Genomic DNA, 16538 nt, shown 5'->3' with positions numbered 1-16538 from the left:
CCTAGCCGACCTCGGCCAGCTTCGACTTGACCTGGGCCGCGCTCGGGTTGGTCAGCGTGGACCCGTCGGCGAACCTCACCGTCGGGACCGTCCGGTTGCCGCCGTTGACCGAGCCGACGAACTCCGCCGCCGCCGGGTCTTGCTCGATGTCGACCTCGTCGTAGGAGATCCCGCCGGACTTGAGCGCCGTCGTGAGCCGATGGCAGAAGCCACACCAGGACGTCGTGTAAACCGTGAGAGCGTTGGCCATAGCCCGCTCAACGTAGCGCGGCGACGCGGAATTCCGCGGCAACCCAATTCAGGCCCGGCGCCACGGCGTGTTTGTCGGCCACTCCTGCTTTCATGGAAGCCAAGATGAAGCCCATGCCGATGCTCGCCGACGCCCTGACCGCCGAGCTGGATGACGAGCAGCGCGAGGCCGTGCTGGCCCCACGGGGTCCGGTCTGTGTGCTCGCGGGCGCCGGGACGGGCAAGACGCGCACCATCACGCACCGGATCGCCCAGCTGGTCGCGGGTGGGCACGTGGCCGCCGGGCAGGTCCTGGCGGTCACCTTCACCCAGCGGGCCGCGGGCGAGATGCGCTCCAGGTTGCGCGCACTCGCCCGGAGCGCGCACACGGGTTCCGGTGTGGGTGCCGTGCAGGCTCTGACCTTCCACGCGGCCGCGCACCGCCAGCTGCGTTACTTCTGGCCGCGCGTGGTCGGCGATACCGGCTGGCAGCTGCTCGACAGCAAGTTCCCCGTGGTGGCCAGGGCCGCCAGCCGCTGCCGGCTCAATGTCGGTACCGACGACGTGCGCGACCTGGCCGGCGAGATCGAGTGGGCCAAGGCGTCGCTCATCGGTCCCGAGGAGTACCCGTCCGCGGTGGCCGATGTCGGCCGGGACGTGCCGATGGACGCCAAGCAGATCGCGGCCGTCTACTCCGCCTACGAGGCGCTGAAGGTGCGCGACGAGTCGATGGCGCTGCTCGACTTCGACGACCTGCTGCTGCACACCGCGGCGGCGATCGAGAACGACGCCGCCGTGGCCGAGGAGTTCCGCGACCGGTATCGCTGCTTTGTCGTCGACGAGTACCAGGACGTCACCCCGCTGCAGCAGCGCGTGCTCGCGGCCTGGCTCGGCGATCGCGACGACCTCACCGTCGTCGGCGACGCCAACCAGACCATCTACTCGTTCACCGGGGCCACACCCCGGTTCCTGCTCGACTTCTCGCGGCGGTTCCCGGACGCGACGGTGGTGCGCCTGGAACGCGACTACCGGTCCACCCCGCAGGTCGTCTCGCTGGCCAATCAGGTGATCGCCGCGGCCCGCGGCCGAGTCGCCGGCAGCAAGCTGCAGCTGTCCGGGCAGCGCGCGCCGGGCCCGGCGCCGTCGTTTCGCGAGCACCCCGACGAAACCGGCGAGGCCGCCGCCGTCGCGGCGTCGATCGGCCGGCTGATCGAATCCGGCACGCCGCCCTCCGAGATCGCCGTGCTCTACCGGGTCAACGCGCAATCGGAGGTCTACGAGGAGGCCCTGACCGAGGCCGGGATCACCTACCAGATCCGTGGCGGTGAAGGGTTTTTCAACCGCCAGGAGATCAAGCAGGCGCTGCTGGCCCTGCAGCGCGCGGCCGATCGCGGCGCCGAGGGACCGTTGCCCGAGGTGGTTCGCGCGGTCCTGGAGCCGCTGGGACTGACGGCGAGCGAACCGACCGGCAGCCGGGCGCGGGATCGCTGGGAGGCGCTGTCCGGGCTGGCCGAGCTGGTCGACGACGAAGTTGCGCAGCGCCCACAGCTCGACCTGTCGGGGCTGGTGGCCGAGCTGCGGCTGCGGGCGGACGCGCGGCACCCGCCGGTGGTCCAGGGTGTCACGCTGGCCTCGCTGCACGCCGCCAAGGGACTCGAGTGGGACGCGGTGTTCCTGGTCGGGTTGGCCGACGGCACGCTGCCCATCTCCCACGCGCTGGCGCACGGCCCCGAAAGCGAGGCCGTCGAGGAGGAGCGTCGGCTGCTCTACGTCGGAATCACCAGGGCGCGAGTGCATTTGGCGCTCAGCTGGGCGCTGGCCCGGAGCCCGGGCGGACGGCAGAGCCGCAAGCCGTCGCGGTTCCTCAACGGCATCGCACCGCAGGCGCGCGCCGACACGGCGCCGGGCAAGTCCCGCCGGGCCCGGGGCGCCGCGACGCGCTGCCGGATCTGCAACAACAACCTGACCACCCCGGCGGGCATCATGCTGCGGCGGTGCGAAACGTGCGCGGCCGACATCGACGAGGAGTTGTTGCTGCGGCTCAAGGCCTGGCGACTGGACGTCGCCAAGGAACAGAAGGTGCCCGCGTACGTCGTCTTCACCGACAACACGCTGATCGCGATCGCCGAGCTGGTGCCCGACGACGAAGCGGCCCTGATCGCGATCCCGGGCATCGGCGCGCGAAAGCTCGAACAGTACGGGCCCGACGTGCTCGAGCTGGTCCGGCAGGCCCGCTGAGAGCAGACGCGCAGGTCAGAAAATCGGTTGTGAGGACCGGCCGCTACCATTTACCCTCGAACCCGCACACTGGTGCCAGCTGAGAGGAGGCCGCCACGATGATCACCAACGCGTTCGGTGTAGGCGTGGCCGCCGCGGTTCTGGCTCCCGGCCGGTCCAAGGCCACCGCCCATTCTGCCCACGCCGCCGCCAAGGCGGCAGCGGTCAAGCACCGTGTCGCCGCCGCGACCGACGCGTCCGTGGATTGGGGCCCTCTCTAGCCAGCCCCTTTGCAGATGGCCACGGACCCGAAGTCAGCAGGATCCGTGGCCACAGTTTTAGGGGCGCAAGCCTTTCAAAGCCTCCCTGGTCCGGATCACCGCGAAGGACAACCACCCGACCAGGAAGCAGGTGAGCAGGACATGTCGGCACTGCCAGTCCCCCCCAGACCGACGCTGCCGGAGTTGCCTTGTCACGTCGACGATCCCGACCTGTGGTTCGCCGAGGCCCCGGCCGACCTCGAGCGCGCCAAGACACTGTGCGCGACGTGCCCGGTCCGCCGCCCGTGCCTGGCCGCGGCGCTGGAACGGGCCGAGCCGTGGGGTGTGTGGGGCGGCGAGATACTCGAGCGCGGCTCGATCGTGAGTCGCAAGCGCCCGCGCGGACGTCCACGGAAGGACCAGAAAGAGGTCGCCGCGGCCTGAGACTAGGCCGCGAAAGTCCAACTGCCGACGCGTTTCCCCGAGAGGGGCCGTTGCTATTTGCACTCTCGCGGTCTAAAGACCTAGACCACCGCGGTGTCGGGCTCGGCGAAGCCGGGGATCAGTTTCTCCGACAGCGCCTTGATCGGCACATGCGCATCCAGCTGGCACAGGATCGCGGCCACCGAGGCGATCACCCGCATCGGTATCGCCAGCTTGGGTGGCAGATCCATCTGCCGGGCCGTCTTGATCTGCGACACCGAGCGGTCTATCTGCACCAGGGTCATTCGCTGCAGCCACTTGCGGGTGTAGTGGAAGACGTCGACCTCGATGGGCTCGACGTACTGGCGCAGCATTTCGTCGATGTCGCGCACCGAGACCTGCTGGCCCTTCTGGATGAAGCCGACCTTCTCCATCGTCGGCAACAGCAGGTCGTAGTTCTTGTCGCGGGCCAATCGGATCGTCATCCCCAGCTCGATGGGATAGCCACCGGGCAGCGGCGCAACGGCGCCGAAGTCGATGACGCCCATCCGGCCGTCGGGCATCAGCATGAAGTTCCCCGGGTGGGCGTCACCGTGCAGCATCTCCAGCCGGCGCGGCGCGTCGAAGGTGAGCTCGAGCAGGCGGGTGCCGATCAGGTCGCGCTGCTCTCTGGTTCCGTTGCGGATGATCTCGGCCATCGGAACGCCTTCGATCCACTCCTGGACCACCACCCTGGGCGCGCTGGCCACGACGTGCGGCACCAGGAAGTGCGGGCTGTCCTGGTACGCCTTGGCGAACTTGCGCTGGTTGTCGGCCTCCAGCCGGTAGTCGAGTTCCATCTCGGTGCGCTCGACCAATTCGTCCACGACGCCCTGGACGTCCGCGCCCGGCGCGAGTTGCTTGACCACGCCGACCATCCGCTGCATGGTCTTCAGGTCAGCGCGCAGCGCCTCGTCGGCGCCCGGGTACTGGATCTTCACCGCGACCTCGCGGCCGTCGGACCACACCGCCTTGTGCACCTGGCCGATGCTGGCCGACGCCACTGGGGTGTCGTCGAACGAACTGAACCGGTCCCGCCACTTCGTGCCCAGCTGTGCGTCGAGCACCCGGTGCACCTTGGCCGCGGGCAGCGGCGGAGCATCCTTCTGCAGCTTGGTCAGCGCCTCGCGGTAGGGCTCGCCGAACTGCTCGGGAATCGCGGCCTCCAGCACCGAGAGAGCCTGGCCGACCTTCATCGCCCCGCCCTTGAGCTCACCCAGGACGGTGAACAACTGGTTGGCGGCCTTCTCCAGCATCTCGGCCTGGACTTCGTCCTTCGACTTGCCCGTCAGCCGCTTGCCGAAGCCGAGCGCGGCCCGGCCGGCGAAGCCGACTGGAATGCTGGCCAGCTTCGCGTTGCGCGCAGCACGACCGCGTTTGATGTCTGACACACGTCCATCATCCATGACGGTCAGCGCGCCGTGCTGTCGATCCGGCCACAAGCAGCCATGAGTTGTCGCGTGCATCTCCCGGGTGGTACGAGAAAGCCATGGCAGCAAAGCAAACTCAGCACGAAACCGCCGATGCGCTGTTCAGTGCGATCATCGAAACGCTTGACAAGAACCGGAGGGAGGGCACCCTGACCGCCGAGATCCTGGAGGAGCTCGCCAGGGCGTATGCGTCGGTGGCGACGAGCGTTCCCGAACCGGGACGGCTGGGGTAGCAGCAAAACGTCCGCGCTCAGCATGAGCACAGCGGATGCCTGGTCCATTGACGCGCGACGATCGAGCCGGCGTTGAGGTCGAACTCCAACGTGGCGTTCAAGGCCGGGGGCGGCGCGGGATCGGGCACCGCCTGCTGCCCGCGCACCGCCGCGATCACCCGGTTCACCTGGCTGAGCGCCAGCGCCGCCGTCGCCAGCAGGGTGGCGCGGTCGGCCACCCCGACGGTGTCGCGGAGCTGGGCGGCGATGGCCGGCCACGAGGCGTCGCGGTCGCTGCGGTGCAGGTCGGCGCAGCCCAAACAGCTGGTGACGCCGGGGATGACCAGCGGGCCCACCAGGCCGGTGCCGTCTCGCACCCGAACGGGAAGGTGCGCGACGCCCCGGCTGTGCAGGTCGCGCACCATGCGCGGGTCGGCGACCAGGTAGTCCGCCAGCACCACGAGGTCGACGGCCGCGGGCGACACGGCGGCGTGCGGCTGGCTGCTGTGCGCGATGCGGGCCCCCGAGCAGCGCAGCGCCTCCACCAGCAGCTCGGACAGCGGCCCGCGGCCGTGGATGCGGATCGACGCCGCCCGTCCGCGGGGCTGCCGGCATTCGGTCGCGACGCCCGCGCCCACCAGCTGCGCGATGAGGCCGGCCAGGCCGTCGGTGTCCTGTAACCCGCGGTCGACGGCGTGCCGCCGCAACTCGGAGATGGGCGTCGGGGACCGCATCGAGCGCAACAGCGTGGCCAACTGGGCCGCGGCCAGCCCGCGCGGCGGACGGACCAGCACGGCGCGGCGCGGATCCCAGCCGACCTGCACGGCGCCGTCGGGTCGCAGCAGCACCGGCATCGCCGGGTCGAGCGCGTATAGCGAAAGCGCGGCCTTAGACATGGCCTGAGTCATGGGTTGAGACTGTGCCAGGCCGACGGCGGACACCGCGCTCAGCTATCCACAGCACTACCGCTGGGTAAAGCCGGTAGTTCGATCCAGCTTGTAAATATGGGTTAGGTTTGCCAGCACGGAAGCGTCATGATCGACAACGGCGGATCGTCGGTGGAAGTGAAACGGTAGTAGCCGATCTGGACGCCTCTTGCCGGACGGCGGTGAACCTACACATGCTGCTTCTTCTATCATCGGCAGGATGTCGAAGGCCCGACGGCTGGTCCTCCTGCTCAACCTGCTGCTGGTGGCGGTGCTGGTAATTGTCGGGGTGGTCGCACACTCGCTGGGAGTGTTGGCCGCCGAGGTTGACTACCTTGCCGACGCTGCCGCCATTGGCGTCTCGCTGATGGCGATCCGGCTGGCCCAACAACCGGGCGCCGACGCCGGGTTGATCCAACCCGTGTCCCTGCGCTGGTCAACGCCGGATGGCTAACTGGCGCTCAACATGGGGTCGTGTTTGCCGCGATCCGACGCCTTGTTTCGGGAACTACCGAAGTGGTCTGCCGGTGCTAATCGTCAGCGCGGCCGCCGCCGTGTTCATGTTGGTCGGAGTGGTCATCCTCGGGGGCGATCTCGATGACGACAACACCGGAGAGGACTTGAACGTCGAAGCTGCAATCCTCGATACCGCCGCCGATGCTGCCGCCGCCGGTGGCGTTGCGATCAGCGGGGAGACATCTTTGCCACCCGCGGTTGCTATTGGCTGGACCCCGCGGTGGCGTTGGTCATCGCCGTGGTGATCGGCTATCACGCCCTCATGCTGATCTAGCGCGCGTTCTGGTTGCGCTCAGGACTCCGCACCGCCCTGTAGGGCTACTTCGTCGACGCTAGCGTGAGCCTGCGGGCCGTTTAGTGGCTTCCGTTAGTAATAGTTCAGGCAGGTAGTGGGTTACTCGTGTTAGAAGAAGTCGTAACGCGATACTCTTTGCCAGCCCGGGGGTCGACGACGCGGTAGGAGGACCGGAAATGTCGTTTGTGATCGCGGCCCCTGTGATAGTGACAGCAGCGGCGAAGGATTTGGCCAGTCTCGGCTCGTCGCTGGGCGAGGCCAACGCTGCCGCGGCGGCCCCGACGACGGGGGTGCTGGCCGCGGCTGAGGATCAGGTATCGGCTGCCATCGCGTCGCTGTTTTCCGGCCACGCCCAGGCATATCAGACGCTCGGTGCGCAGGCGGCGGCGTTTCATGAGCAGTTTGTGCAGGCGTTGACCGCGGGTGCGGGATCCTACGTCAGCGCGGAGGCCGCCAGTGTTGCGGCGTTTACGGCCAATCCGGCGCAGGCGATCCAGCAGGATCTGCTAAGCCTGGTCAATGCGCCCACCGAGGCGTTGCTGGGACGGCCGCTGATCGGCAACGGCACCAACGGAGCCCCGGGGACCGGGCAAGCCGGCGGGGCCGGCGGGATCTTGATCGGCAACGGCGGATCCGGCGGCTCGGGTGCGCCGGGTCAAAGCGGCGGTGCCGGCGGGGCCGCCGGGCTGTTCGGTGTCGGCGGCGCCGGCGGGGCTGGCGGGAACGGGGACCCCCACGGTGGCAACGGCGGGCAGGGTGGGGCCGGCGGGCTACTGTTCGGCGCTGGCGGCGTCGGCGGCTCCGGCGGGCTCAGCTTCACTGGCGTCGGCGGGGCCGGCGGGGCCGGCGGCAATGCCGCCGGGTTATTGGGTGCCGGCGGGGTCGGCGGCGCCGGCGGCACTGGCGGCGGCGGGGCCGGCGGTGCCGGAGGGGCCGGCGGCAAGGGCGGCCTGCTGTTCGGGGCCGGCGGGGTCGGCGGCACCGGCGGCGTCGGCGACGCTGGCAGCGGTGGGGCAGGCGGGGCCGGCGGCAATGCTGGCCTTCTGTCCGGCGACGGCGGGGCCGGCGGTGCCGGCGGAACCACCCTTAGCACCACCGGCGGGGCTGGCGGTCAAGGCGGCAACAGTGGCCTGATCATGGGCAACGGCGGGGCCGGCGGTGCCGGCGGAAACGCCCCAGGAGGAAACGGCGGTAACGGCGGCAACGGCGGCAACGCTGTTCTGATCGGCAACGGCGGTAACGGCGGCAACGGCGGCACCGCCGGGATTGGCTTTCCGACGGGCCAACCCGGCACCGGCGGCACCGGCTCGCTGCTTCTCCTCGGCGCACCCGGGAATAACGGGATGACGTAGGCCGCGGCGTCGGCGGAGGTCGCGCCGATCACCGATGTGTGATGATGACCGGGGCAGTGCGCCCGAGGGAGAGCAGGGCGGACGCGAGCAACCTCCTGCTTACACTGCACCTGTCTGACGGGTGGAGGACCGCCGGCCTAGTGACAACCAGGGGCTTGCTAGGAGGTGGACCGACATGTCGTATGTGATCGCGGCCCCGGAGATAATGGCTTCGGCGGCAACGGATTTGGCGACCATCGGTTCGAACGTCGACGTGGCACACATGGCGGCGGCGGTCCCAACCGTCGCCGTGCTGCCCGCGGCCCCCGATGAGGTGTCAACGGCCACCGCAAAGTTATTCGGCGGCTACGCCCAGAAGTATCAGGCGGTCCTCGCTCAGGCAGCCGCGTTTCGTGAGGAGTTCGTTGCGGCGTTGGCCTCCGCCGGGAACGCCTATGCGGTGGCCGAGGCCGCCAGTGCCAGCGCGATCTCTGGCGCGTTGGGACAGCTGACCTCACCCATCCAGTCGTTGTTGGGTGGAGCCCCTGCCACCCCCACGGCACTCACGCCCATGGTGGTGCAGCCGACATTGCAGGGAACGACCATTGGTTTGATCATGGGTGGCAGCGGCGTGCCCATCCCCGCACCGTCTGACGTCACTGTCGCTCTCAACTACCTCAACCAGCACTTCAATGTGCTTCCCCCTAATGCACTAGCCCTGTTCACTCCCGAAGGCTTGTATCCGTTCACCGGTGTCAAGAGCTTGCCCCTCGACGTGTCGGTGAGCCAGGGCGTCCAGATTCTCGATAGTGCGATCAAGCAGCAACTCGCCGCAAACCCCTCGGGCAGCGTTGCTGTCTTTGGCGCCTCGCAGAGCGCCGTAGTCGCCTCGCTCGAAATGGACAACCTGGCGAACCCAATGCTCAACCCGACCCCGCCGAGCGCGAATCAACTCGGCTTCACGCTGGTGGGTGATCAAATGAATCCCAACGGCGGCATCCTCGCGCGCTTCCCCGGCTTCCCGGCGGGTCAGCCACTACAGATCCCGAGTATGGGGATTACGTTCTACGGCGCGACGCCCTCAAACACCATTTATCCCACCCACATTTACACGCTGGAATACGACGGATTCGCCGACTTCCCGCAGTACCCGATTAATTTCCTGGCTGACCTGAATGCCTTTGCCGGTATCTACTATGTGCACAACACCTATCCGGGCAATCCGTCGTTGCTTCCCCCTGGCTACGCCATTCAGCAATTGCCGACGTCTCCGGGCTACACCGGCGTTACCACCTACAGCATGATCACCACGCCGAACGGCCTGCCGCTGTTGGAGCCGCTGCGGGCGATACCGGTCATCGGCAACCCGATCGCCGACCTGCTGCAACCGGATCTGACGACGATCGTCAACCTGGGCTACGGGAACCCCAACTATGGCTATAGCACAGGGCCGGCGGACGTTCAGACATATTTCGGGCTGTTCCCACACGTCAGCCAAGCCCTCATCGCTCAGGATCTAATCACCGGAGCACATCAGGGAGCCGTCGCCTTCACGAGCGACATCCACGCCGAAGCCGCGGGCGTGTCGCTGTCCAGCGTCTCGCACTCGCTGACGTCGATGGCGGGAACGGGCGCGGCGGACCTGTCCGCGCTGTCGACGGCGGCCTCCTCGCCCGACAGCATTATCGAGACGATCCAGGCGGCGACCACCAATATCGCCAATGGGATCTCGGGTACTGCCGCGAATCTTTACGCAGCTGCGCTTCCGACGGCAGACATCGCGAATTTCCTGGTTACCGTGCTCCCGGCGTATGACGTCAACCTGTTCCTGAGCGGGATCCAACAAGCGATCAACGGGAACGTCCTCGGTGGGTTGCAATATGCACTCATCGCTCCGCTTGCCGCCGACGCGGGATTGCTCACAATGGCAGGTGGTTTTGAGCTTCTAGTCGTGTTGTCGCCACTCTAACTAATGGCAGGCTTCGCGCTTACAGCCTTCGATGCGTGGCCCGCCGCGTCGGTGCAGCGTGAACCTTGTTCCGATTGGGCAAGTATTGGGCACGGAGCCGGATCAGATTCCAAAAAATAGCATCTGGCCTGCGGTGATGCTGGTGCGCGATACTGGGGTCGAACAGTGGCAGACTGCTAGTTGCGCATGCGCTCGTCGTCGCTGTGCCGTCATTTCCGATTGCCAATGGTGCCCGGGAGGGTGTTTCCAGTTAGGGATTGCCCAGGCATCTCGTGAATGTGGGTAATTCGCTAGCACCGATCCATCGGCGTCGGTGGCATCTGAATGCGACTCACCTGGCAACGATGTCGAGAACTCGAACATCTCCACGGCGCGCTGACTCCGGCTGTTCATCTGTGACCGGTGGCCGGGGCGAGGCGGGCCATCCCGCGCACGATCCATGGTGTTCGCCTGGCGATCACCTCGACGGCGCGATCGGAGCGGCGCATCGCGGTCCGACGGCCCGGAGTCGGCATTGACGCCAGTTCCGCCTCAGGCGATCCTGCCCGCGGGCCATGGCGATCCACCGCCAGCAGTTGCCAGCTGCCGGGCACGCCACGCAACTCGACGCTGCCGCGGTCCTCGAAGCCCGTGCCCGAGCCGACGACCAGATCACGCACGGTGCGCGAGACTAGGATTTCGCCGGCGCCGGCCTGGCCGAGGATACGCGCCGCGATGTGTACGGCGATCCCGCCGATGTCGGTATCGAGCAGTTCGCACTCGCCGGTGTGGATGCCGGCGCGGATCTGGATGCCCAGTGTTTCGGCGTCGGCGCGTAGGGTCTCCGCGCAGCGGATGGCCTGCGTCGGGCCGTCGAACGTGGCGAGATGGCCGTCGCCGGTGCTCTTGACGACCGTGCCGCCGAATCGTTCTGCGAGGTCGGCGGTGATCTCACCAAAGCGTTGCAGCACCGCACGCCACCGCTCATCGCCCGTGGTCGCGGCGTGTTGCGTCGACGCGACGATATCGGTGAACAGCACGCTGCGCAGAGCGCGGCGTGACGGCGCCGGTGCGGCATGGCTTCCGGTGAGGAACTCCTCGATCCCGGTCAGGATCTTGTCGGGCTCGGTTAAGAAGGGTGCGTGGTCCACACCCTCGACCTCCAGGTACCGCGCGCCGGGGATGTGGTCGGCGAGATACCGGCCGCTCTGCACCGGAACCGCTGAGTCGTCGCGGGCATGGATGACCAGGGTTGGCGCGGTGATCGTCGGCAGGATCGGTCGCACGTCGGTCCGAAACGCCGCTTCGAATGACGCCCGCGCCATTCCCGGGCTCGCGCTCATGCGCTCAAACATTCCGAGCTGGCGTATCGACCGGACCGACGGCGCGCTGATGCTGGCTGCCGCACCGCTGCCCCACCCGGAGCGCACGGCGCGCGCGGCTTCCAGCCAGCGGGCGAGCTGTTCAATCGAAGGCGTGTAGTCTTCACCCAGCTCAGAAAGGAAGCGCGCGCGCAGCTCGGCCGGGTCACGATCCATGTCGTCCCACTCGCCTGGGTGAAACGAGTATGTGCCGCAGAGGATCAGCGCCCGCACTCGTTCCGGCCGTGATGCCGCGAACATCATGGACTCCGGTCCACCATCACTCAGACCGGAGACGACGGCCTGTCCGAAGCCGGCTGCGTCCATGACAGCCTCGATCTCGGCCGCTCGATCCTCCAGTGTGCGAACTTTTGGCACCGGGTCCGACAGCCCGACCCCGGCCTTGTCGAACAGGGCAACGCGACAGAACGTGGCGAGCTGCTCAACGAACGCTTTGAATTGGGGGATGGTCCAGGCCAGCTCGACGTGGCTGACGAACGGCCCGACGATGACGAGTTCGACCGGCCCATCGCCGAACACCTGATACGCCAGGCTCAGATCGCCGCACGATGCGTACGAGGTGTCCGGCACGGCATTGAGCGTACTGCTGATCCCACCGCTCGGCGGGGCACCACTGATAGTCGCCCTCGGTAGTTCGACTTAGTGATTGCTCAGGTAGCTCGTATGTCTTGGAAAAAGATCGGGCCGCCCGCGTGGAGAGCAGGGGCGGCCCGGCGGCCTGCTCCTCCTCGCCGCGGGCTATGTCATCCCGTTCATCCCGTTTAGGCCCAATAGCAGCCCGCTGGTGCCGCCGGTACCGGCGGTGGCTGGGCCGGCTTGGCCGATCCCGGCGTTGCCGCCGTTACCGCCGTCGCCGATCAGCACCGCGTTGCCGCCCGCCCCACCGTTACCGCCGGTTGAAGCCCCTCCGGTCCCCCCCGCGCCGCCGTCACCGCCGTTGCCGCCGTTGCCGATCACCCCCCCTTTGCCGCCGGTCCCGCCCAACCCGCCGGAGTCGAAGCCTGTGCCGCCGGTCCCGCCTGCGCCGCCGGCGCCGAATAGGCCGCCGGCCCCGCCGGTGCCGCCGATCCCGCCGGTCCCGCTGGTCCCGCGGATAACGTTGCCTGCGCCGCCGGTGCCGCCGGTGCCGCCGGTGCCGAACAGCCCGCCGGTGCCGCCGAATCCGCCGTTCCCGCCGACCCCGTAGTCCCCGTCGCCGAACCCGCCGGCGCCGCCGGTGCCGCCGCTGCCGGCGGCGCCGAACAGGCCGCCGGTGCCGCCGTTCCCGCCGTCCCCGCCGGCGTCGCCGAACCCGCCGGCCCCCCCGGTGCCGCTGGGACCGAACAGCAGCCCGCCAGTCCCGCCGGCCCCGCCGGCGCTGCCGTTGCCGGTCGCTAAGCTTCCGCCGGCCCCGCCGGCCCCGCCGGCGCCGAACAGCCCAGCAGCACCGCCACTACCCCCGTTTTCGCCCGCCGCGCCGGAGCCGCCGGCGCCGCCGTTGCCGAGCAGCCACCCGCCGGGTGCGCCGTTTTGCCCGGTTCCCGGAGCCCCATTGGCGCCGTTGCCAATCAGCGGGCGCCCCGTCAGCGCCACGAAGAGCGCATTGATCACACCTAGCACGTCACGGCATCCACACGCGGAGCACGCCGACCTTCATCAGCGCGTCGACCACCGCCTCGGCCTGTTGGGCCGTTGCCTGCTTTTTGGTACATGGCGGCGGCAATTTTGTTCTCTCGCACAGCATCGCTCCTTCGATAGAGCGGGACCGATGTTTCGAAATGCCATGGCAATGTTCACGGGGCAGCCTAGCGTAGTCGGCTACTCGAAAGCCGTATTCCCCTTAGTGATTGACTAGGCGCTAGCACGGCCCGGCGGGGATCCCTGCCGACCTGCACGGCGCCCTCGGGCCGCAGCAGCACCGGCATCGCCGGGTCCAGCGCGTAGAGAGCAGAGGCCGTGTGCGGCATGAATGCTGACTGTGCCACGCCGGAGGCGAGGGACCCGGTTAGTTATCCACCGAACCGCCGTCGGACCCAGGGGCCGGCATCGGTGTCTCGCTCGAACTCGGGATCGCCTCATCGATTCCGCTGGTATCGCCGCCAATGACCCGGTCGATGAATGCGGCCGGATCGTCGAGGTCCTCCGTGTCGGGCAGCAGACCGGGGTGCTGCCGTAACCGTTACTGTTGGTCAGCCGGTGCGGGCGGCGGTGGGCACGGCTTGCCGCCGCATATTCCAATGATCGTTCCCGTCGTCGTGGTTGCCGGTCCGACCGTCACGCCGCAGGGCCAGTTGGCCTGGTTCCGCCGGATGCGGTAGAAGCGTGCTGCGGCGGCGTCGATCCGGATCCACGGCCGCGGGCGGCTGTCCGAGCTGCTGGTGGAGGCGCTGCGCTGCTCGGGGGCCCGCATCGCGCACAGCAGACACGACGAGGCCGGCCAGGCCGTCGGTGTCCTGCAACCCGCGGTCGACGCCGTGTCGCCGCAACTCGGAGATGGGTGTCGGGGAGCGCAGCGGCGTGGCCAGCTCGGCCGCGGCCAGGCCGCGCGGCGGACGGACCAGCACGGCGCGGCGCGGATCCCAGCCGACCTGCACGGCGCCGTCGGGTCGCAGCAGCACCGGCATCGCGGGGTCGAGCGCGTACAGCGAAAGCGCGGCCTTAGACGTGGCCTGAGTCATGGGTTGAGACTGTGCCAGGCCGGCGGCGGACGCCGCGCTCGGTTATCCACAGCGCCGCCGGCCGAGTCCTCCACGACACTGAGCGGCCCACCTCACCCTTCAACCGGCGCCCGGCCGGATGAAGGCAGCTCACAGCCGAGTTCGCCGGCAAACTGGGAGACCGTGGCCCGGAAGTCGAGAAAGCGGCTATACGCCACGTGCCGATCGTGCAGGACGCTCGGATCAATCCCGGCCTCCAGCAGGAGTAGGCCCCGTAACAGCCACGGCATCACGCTCGCGACGACCGACCAACGGAGGTGCCGAACCCCGAGTGGCTCATTCTCGTGGTCGAGCGGAAATTGGTGAGCCATGTCGTTACGAGCGTCCGTCAGGCATATCGGCAGATCAGCCACCGACTCCGCGATCTCCGGCAGGACAGCGCAGACTTTCGTCACCACATCGGTGGCGCGCTGCAGGTAGTCGACATCTTCGAAGTGGGAGACCGCGCTCATCATCGCGACGTCAACCTGCCGAGCGTCCAATGCTCGTCGATTCATGGCCATGCCCCGCGCGGCGCGCAGGGCGGCTTCTTTGATCCGCTTCAGCGCGCTGGGCGACGCGCCCGCGAACCTTGACTGTTCAAAAGTCTCGGGCATCCGGCGGTGCAACCCCTCGACGAGGTGCGTCACCACGAGAATCTGGGTCTGCAGCGGCGCCTGAATCGGCCGCGCCACCACGCAGGCAAGTCCGTCCAATGCCTCGTTGAACGGGATCCACCTCGCGAACCGCTCGACCGTGAGTTCCTCCCGGGGCAACAGTGTGCGGGCATCGAACTCGTTCGGGGGCTTGTCAGAGTCGGGCCCGTGGACGCTGAGCCAAGGATCGCCCTCATTGATCCGCACGTGCGTATCCCGGGCGACAAAATCCTGGTCCACCGCCAATTCGGCCAGCGCCAGGCAACCCGACACCACCGTTGTTTTAAGTTCCCGCAGGGTCGCTGGGGCCGCGGCCGTATACACCAGCCAGTTGCCGTCGTCGGACGTTTCGACGGTCAGCGCCGAACCGTCGCCGCCGACGGCGCTGGCCCTGCCTTCCCGAAGGTGGCCTAGCCAATAGGGATCCCCGAAGCGGAATCGCACGGCGCCGAATAGCTGATCGACACCGCTCACGTGGCGGTCGCCGATCACGGCGTAGTCCGCTTTGTAGTGTGGAGATCCGAAGTAGAAGCCATCTCGGCCGTGGTTGCGCGCGTCGACGAGCGTGACGGCGGGGCCCGTGTCGAGTTGGCCCCGCAGCGTAATGGGCTGAAACGCCTTGATAGTCGCCGCGGCCGACGACAAGAAGGCGCGACCGCCGGCGCTGTTGGTCACCACCCGTGGATCATTGACCAAGCCGCCGGCAAGGATGGCCTCGGGCTTATGTCCGCCGTCGGCCGCAAACGCACCCCACACCCTGACATCCGGCTTTTCAGGCACCCAGAAGTAGCCGCTCACCTCAAGTCCCGCGATCCCTCCGCAGCTTCCTAAGCACCAAAGCGTCTCCCTCACTGTATTTAATCGGGTGACCGTTTGTCCTCAGGGTCGAACGGAGGCGAACCGGCCGCAGGGCCAACCCGCGGCCGGGCGACGAACCCGTTCATGGGCCGGTGCTCAAGCCTGCGCCTTTGCCGGACACGGTGCACCAAATGCGGACGGCCGAGGCGATGTCGATGCCCGCTCGACCGCACACGCCGCTTATTTCGCCCGGGACGCCTGGGCGATGGCCTCGAGAAGGCTGGCGCCGCGGCCTTGGAACTGGCCGCATTGAGGTGGCCCTCGTCGGAGGCGTACCCGTCATACAACGTCGAAGTACTCCTGGTTGTCGTAGCGGCCGGAGACCCTCGTGCCGTCGGGCGTGGTTGACTCACCGCGGCCGGGTCGAAGATGTGTAGTCGCTGCGGGTCACGGCGTTCAGCTGCTCTGCGCGGCGTTTCTCCGCCTGGCTTCCCGACTGGGTGGTCAGGTGCTCCGTCACGTGGATAAAAGCTGGCATTGGGGAAGTCTCGTTCCGGCGAAACACCCTCGTACGGGCTACAGCGGACAAGTCCGCCGTCGGAATCGGGAAGCCACATTGCCCTGTAGTGCGGACCGGGCCAGAACGATCGCGAGCACGGCGACAACCGCGGCTGAAGGGCGACGGACCCGCTATCTGGCTGGGGCAGCATGGTCCGGAACCTCCACGTTGTGAAACCCAGGAGGTCAGCATGTGCGACCGCAGTAAATCCGCTCCTAGCGCTTGTGTTGTGGGTCGTCAGGCGCGGCCGGGCCCGGGGCAGCCTGGCCAGGGGCGGCCGGGGCCGGGGCGGCCGGGGCTGGGGCAGCCGGGGCTGGGGCAGCCGGGGCTGGGGCAGGCGCGGCGGGGACGTCAGGGGCGGCCGGGGCGGCCGGGGCCGGGGCAGGGGCAACCGGGGCAGGTTCGGCCGGGGCCGGGGCCGGGGCGGCCGGGACTGGGGCGAGCGGGGCTGGGGCAGCCGGGACCGCAGGCGGTAGCGGGGCAGGCACGCCCAGGATGCCAGGCACGGCCGGGTCAGGCGCGGCCGGCACTGCGAGGTCTGGCGTGACCACAGGGGCTGGCGTGACCACAGGGGCTGGCGTGACCACAGGGGCCGGCGTCGCCACAGGGGCCGGCGTGACCACAGGGGCTGGCGTGACCACAG

12 protein-coding genes and 6 pseudogenes are annotated in these 16538 nt (G+C 68.5%); 9 read left to right on the top strand and 9 right to left on the bottom strand.

Features of this window, described 5'->3' with window-relative positions:
- Position 1 precedes the first annotated feature (1 nt).
- The gene (mrx1, locus tag VMD50_RS24600) at positions 2–250 is read right to left on the bottom strand and encodes a mycoredoxin Mrx1 (RefSeq protein WP_325431650.1); all 249 of its coding nucleotides are present in this window, start codon (positions 248–250) and stop codon (positions 2–4) included.
- A gap of 113 nt (positions 251–363) precedes the next feature.
- On the opposite strand from mrx1, the gene VMD50_RS24595 reads away from it, so the two are divergent.
- The 3 genes from VMD50_RS24595 to VMD50_RS24585 all read left to right on the top strand — a co-directional run bounded on the left by VMD50_RS24595 (position 364) and on the right by VMD50_RS24585 (position 3149).
- The gene (locus VMD50_RS24595) at positions 364–2466 is read left to right on the top strand and encodes an ATP-dependent DNA helicase UvrD2 (protein WP_325431674.1); all 2103 of its coding nucleotides are present in this window, start codon (positions 364–366) and stop codon (positions 2464–2466) included.
- A gap of 98 nt (positions 2467–2564) precedes the next feature.
- Positions 2565–2726: a hypothetical protein gene (locus tag VMD50_RS24590; protein WP_325431648.1), complete on the top strand. Its 162-nt coding sequence runs from the start codon at positions 2565–2567 to the stop codon at positions 2724–2726.
- Positions 2727–2867: 141 nt separating this feature from the next.
- The gene (locus VMD50_RS24585; RefSeq protein WP_325431646.1) at positions 2868–3149 is read left to right on the top strand and encodes a WhiB family transcriptional regulator; all 282 of its coding nucleotides are present in this window, start codon (positions 2868–2870) and stop codon (positions 3147–3149) included.
- An 80-nt stretch (positions 3150–3229) separates the two neighbouring features.
- Here the strand turns inward: VMD50_RS24585 and VMD50_RS24580 are convergent, their stop codons facing one another.
- The gene (locus VMD50_RS24580) at positions 3230–4573 is read right to left on the bottom strand and encodes a macrolide-binding ATPase MABP-1 (protein WP_325431644.1); all 1344 of its coding nucleotides are present in this window, start codon (positions 4571–4573) and stop codon (positions 3230–3232) included.
- An 83-nt stretch (positions 4574–4656) separates the two neighbouring features.
- On the opposite strand from VMD50_RS24580, the gene VMD50_RS24575 reads away from it, so the two are divergent.
- Positions 4657–4830: a hypothetical protein gene (locus VMD50_RS24575; protein ID WP_325431642.1), complete on the top strand. Its 174-nt coding sequence runs from the start codon at positions 4657–4659 to the stop codon at positions 4828–4830.
- A gap of 17 nt (positions 4831–4847) precedes the next feature.
- Here the strand turns inward: VMD50_RS24575 and VMD50_RS24570 are convergent, their stop codons facing one another.
- Positions 4848–5717 carry a cyclodehydratase gene (locus VMD50_RS24570; protein ID WP_325431640.1) on the bottom strand — a complete coding sequence of 290 codons (870 nt, stop codon included), beginning with the start codon at positions 5715–5717 and terminating at the stop codon, positions 4848–4850.
- 238 nt (positions 5718–5955) lie between these two features.
- Here VMD50_RS24570 and VMD50_RS24565 point away from each other — a divergent pair, with 238 nt between their 5' ends.
- From VMD50_RS24565 to VMD50_RS24550, 4 genes and pseudogenes are all read left to right on the top strand, one after another.
- Positions 5956–6189, top strand: coding sequence for a cation efflux transmembrane domain-containing protein (locus VMD50_RS24565; protein WP_325431639.1), 234 nt, complete (start codon positions 5956–5958; stop codon positions 6187–6189).
- 73 nt (positions 6190–6262) lie between these two features.
- Positions 6263–6496, top strand: coding sequence for a hypothetical protein (locus VMD50_RS24560; protein WP_325431637.1), 234 nt, complete (start codon positions 6263–6265; stop codon positions 6494–6496).
- A 226-nt stretch (positions 6497–6722) separates the two neighbouring features.
- Positions 6723–7889 (top strand): annotated as a pseudogene (locus VMD50_RS24555) (PE family protein); the annotation flags it as partial.
- Positions 7890–8073: 184 nt separating this feature from the next.
- Positions 8074–9846: a PE family protein gene (locus VMD50_RS24550; RefSeq protein WP_325431635.1), complete on the top strand. Its 1773-nt coding sequence runs from the start codon at positions 8074–8076 to the stop codon at positions 9844–9846.
- 389 nt (positions 9847–10235) lie between these two features.
- Here VMD50_RS24550 and VMD50_RS24545 read toward each other — a convergent pair whose 3' ends face one another.
- The 4 genes and pseudogenes from VMD50_RS24545 to VMD50_RS24530 form a co-directional block, all read right to left on the bottom strand.
- Positions 10236–11777 (bottom strand): adenylate/guanylate cyclase domain-containing protein, encoded by a 1542-nt coding sequence (locus VMD50_RS24545; RefSeq protein ID WP_325431633.1) that lies wholly within the window; start codon positions 11775–11777, stop codon positions 10236–10238.
- A gap of 180 nt (positions 11778–11957) precedes the next feature.
- Positions 11958–12812 (bottom strand): annotated as a pseudogene (locus tag VMD50_RS24540) (PGRS repeat-containing protein); the annotation flags it as partial.
- Between the two features lie 233 nt (positions 12813–13045).
- A pseudogene (locus tag VMD50_RS24535) lies at positions 13046–13153 on the bottom strand (cyclodehydratase); the annotation flags it as partial.
- 38 nt (positions 13154–13191) lie between these two features.
- Positions 13192–13356, bottom strand: a pseudogene (locus tag VMD50_RS24530) (zinc-dependent metalloprotease); the annotation flags it as partial.
- Positions 13357–13516: 160 nt separating this feature from the next.
- Between VMD50_RS24530 and VMD50_RS24525 the strand changes: the two are divergent.
- A pseudogene (locus VMD50_RS24525) lies at positions 13517–13621 on the top strand (cyclodehydratase); the annotation flags it as partial.
- Here VMD50_RS24525 and VMD50_RS24520 read toward each other — a convergent pair.
- Both VMD50_RS24520 and VMD50_RS24515 read right to left on the bottom strand, forming a co-directional pair.
- Positions 13598–13864 (bottom strand): annotated as a pseudogene (locus VMD50_RS24520) (cyclodehydratase); the annotation flags it as partial. The pseudogenes VMD50_RS24525 and VMD50_RS24520 sit on opposite strands and share 24 nt — an antisense overlap.
- A 92-nt stretch (positions 13865–13956) precedes the next feature.
- A complete protein-coding gene (locus VMD50_RS24515; RefSeq protein ID WP_325431631.1) occupies positions 13957–15336 on the bottom strand; it encodes an ApeA N-terminal domain 1-containing protein in 1380 nt (459 codons plus the stop codon).
- Positions 15337–16538: the final 1202 nt, after the last annotated feature.

The organism is Mycobacterium sp., assembly GCF_035506235.1.
Classification (GTDB): domain Bacteria; phylum Actinomycetota; class Actinomycetes; order Mycobacteriales; family Mycobacteriaceae; genus Mycobacterium.
Note: the sequence above shows the minus strand (reverse complement) of the source record. Positions and strands in the feature narration are given on the sequence as shown.

Coding starts and splice junctions, on each gene's coding strand:
- mrx1 (WP_325431650.1), bottom strand. CDS start 250: ATGGCCAACGCTCTCACGGTTTACACGACGTCCTGGTGTGGCTTCTGC.
- VMD50_RS24595 (WP_325431674.1), top strand. CDS start 364: ATGCCGATGCTCGCCGACGCCCTGACCGCCGAGCTGGATGACGAGCAG.
- VMD50_RS24590 (WP_325431648.1), top strand. CDS start 2,565: ATGATCACCAACGCGTTCGGTGTAGGCGTGGCCGCCGCGGTTCTGGCT.
- VMD50_RS24585 (WP_325431646.1), top strand. CDS start 2,868: ATGTCGGCACTGCCAGTCCCCCCCAGACCGACGCTGCCGGAGTTGCCT.
- VMD50_RS24580 (WP_325431644.1), bottom strand. CDS start 4,573: ATGGATGATGGACGTGTGTCAGACATCAAACGCGGTCGTGCTGCGCGC.
- VMD50_RS24575 (WP_325431642.1), top strand. CDS start 4,657: ATGGCAGCAAAGCAAACTCAGCACGAAACCGCCGATGCGCTGTTCAGT.
- VMD50_RS24570 (WP_325431640.1), bottom strand. CDS start 5,717: ATGACTCAGGCCATGTCTAAGGCCGCGCTTTCGCTATACGCGCTCGAC.
- VMD50_RS24565 (WP_325431639.1), top strand. CDS start 5,956: ATGTCGAAGGCCCGACGGCTGGTCCTCCTGCTCAACCTGCTGCTGGTG.
- VMD50_RS24550 (WP_325431635.1), top strand. CDS start 8,074: ATGTCGTATGTGATCGCGGCCCCGGAGATAATGGCTTCGGCGGCAACG.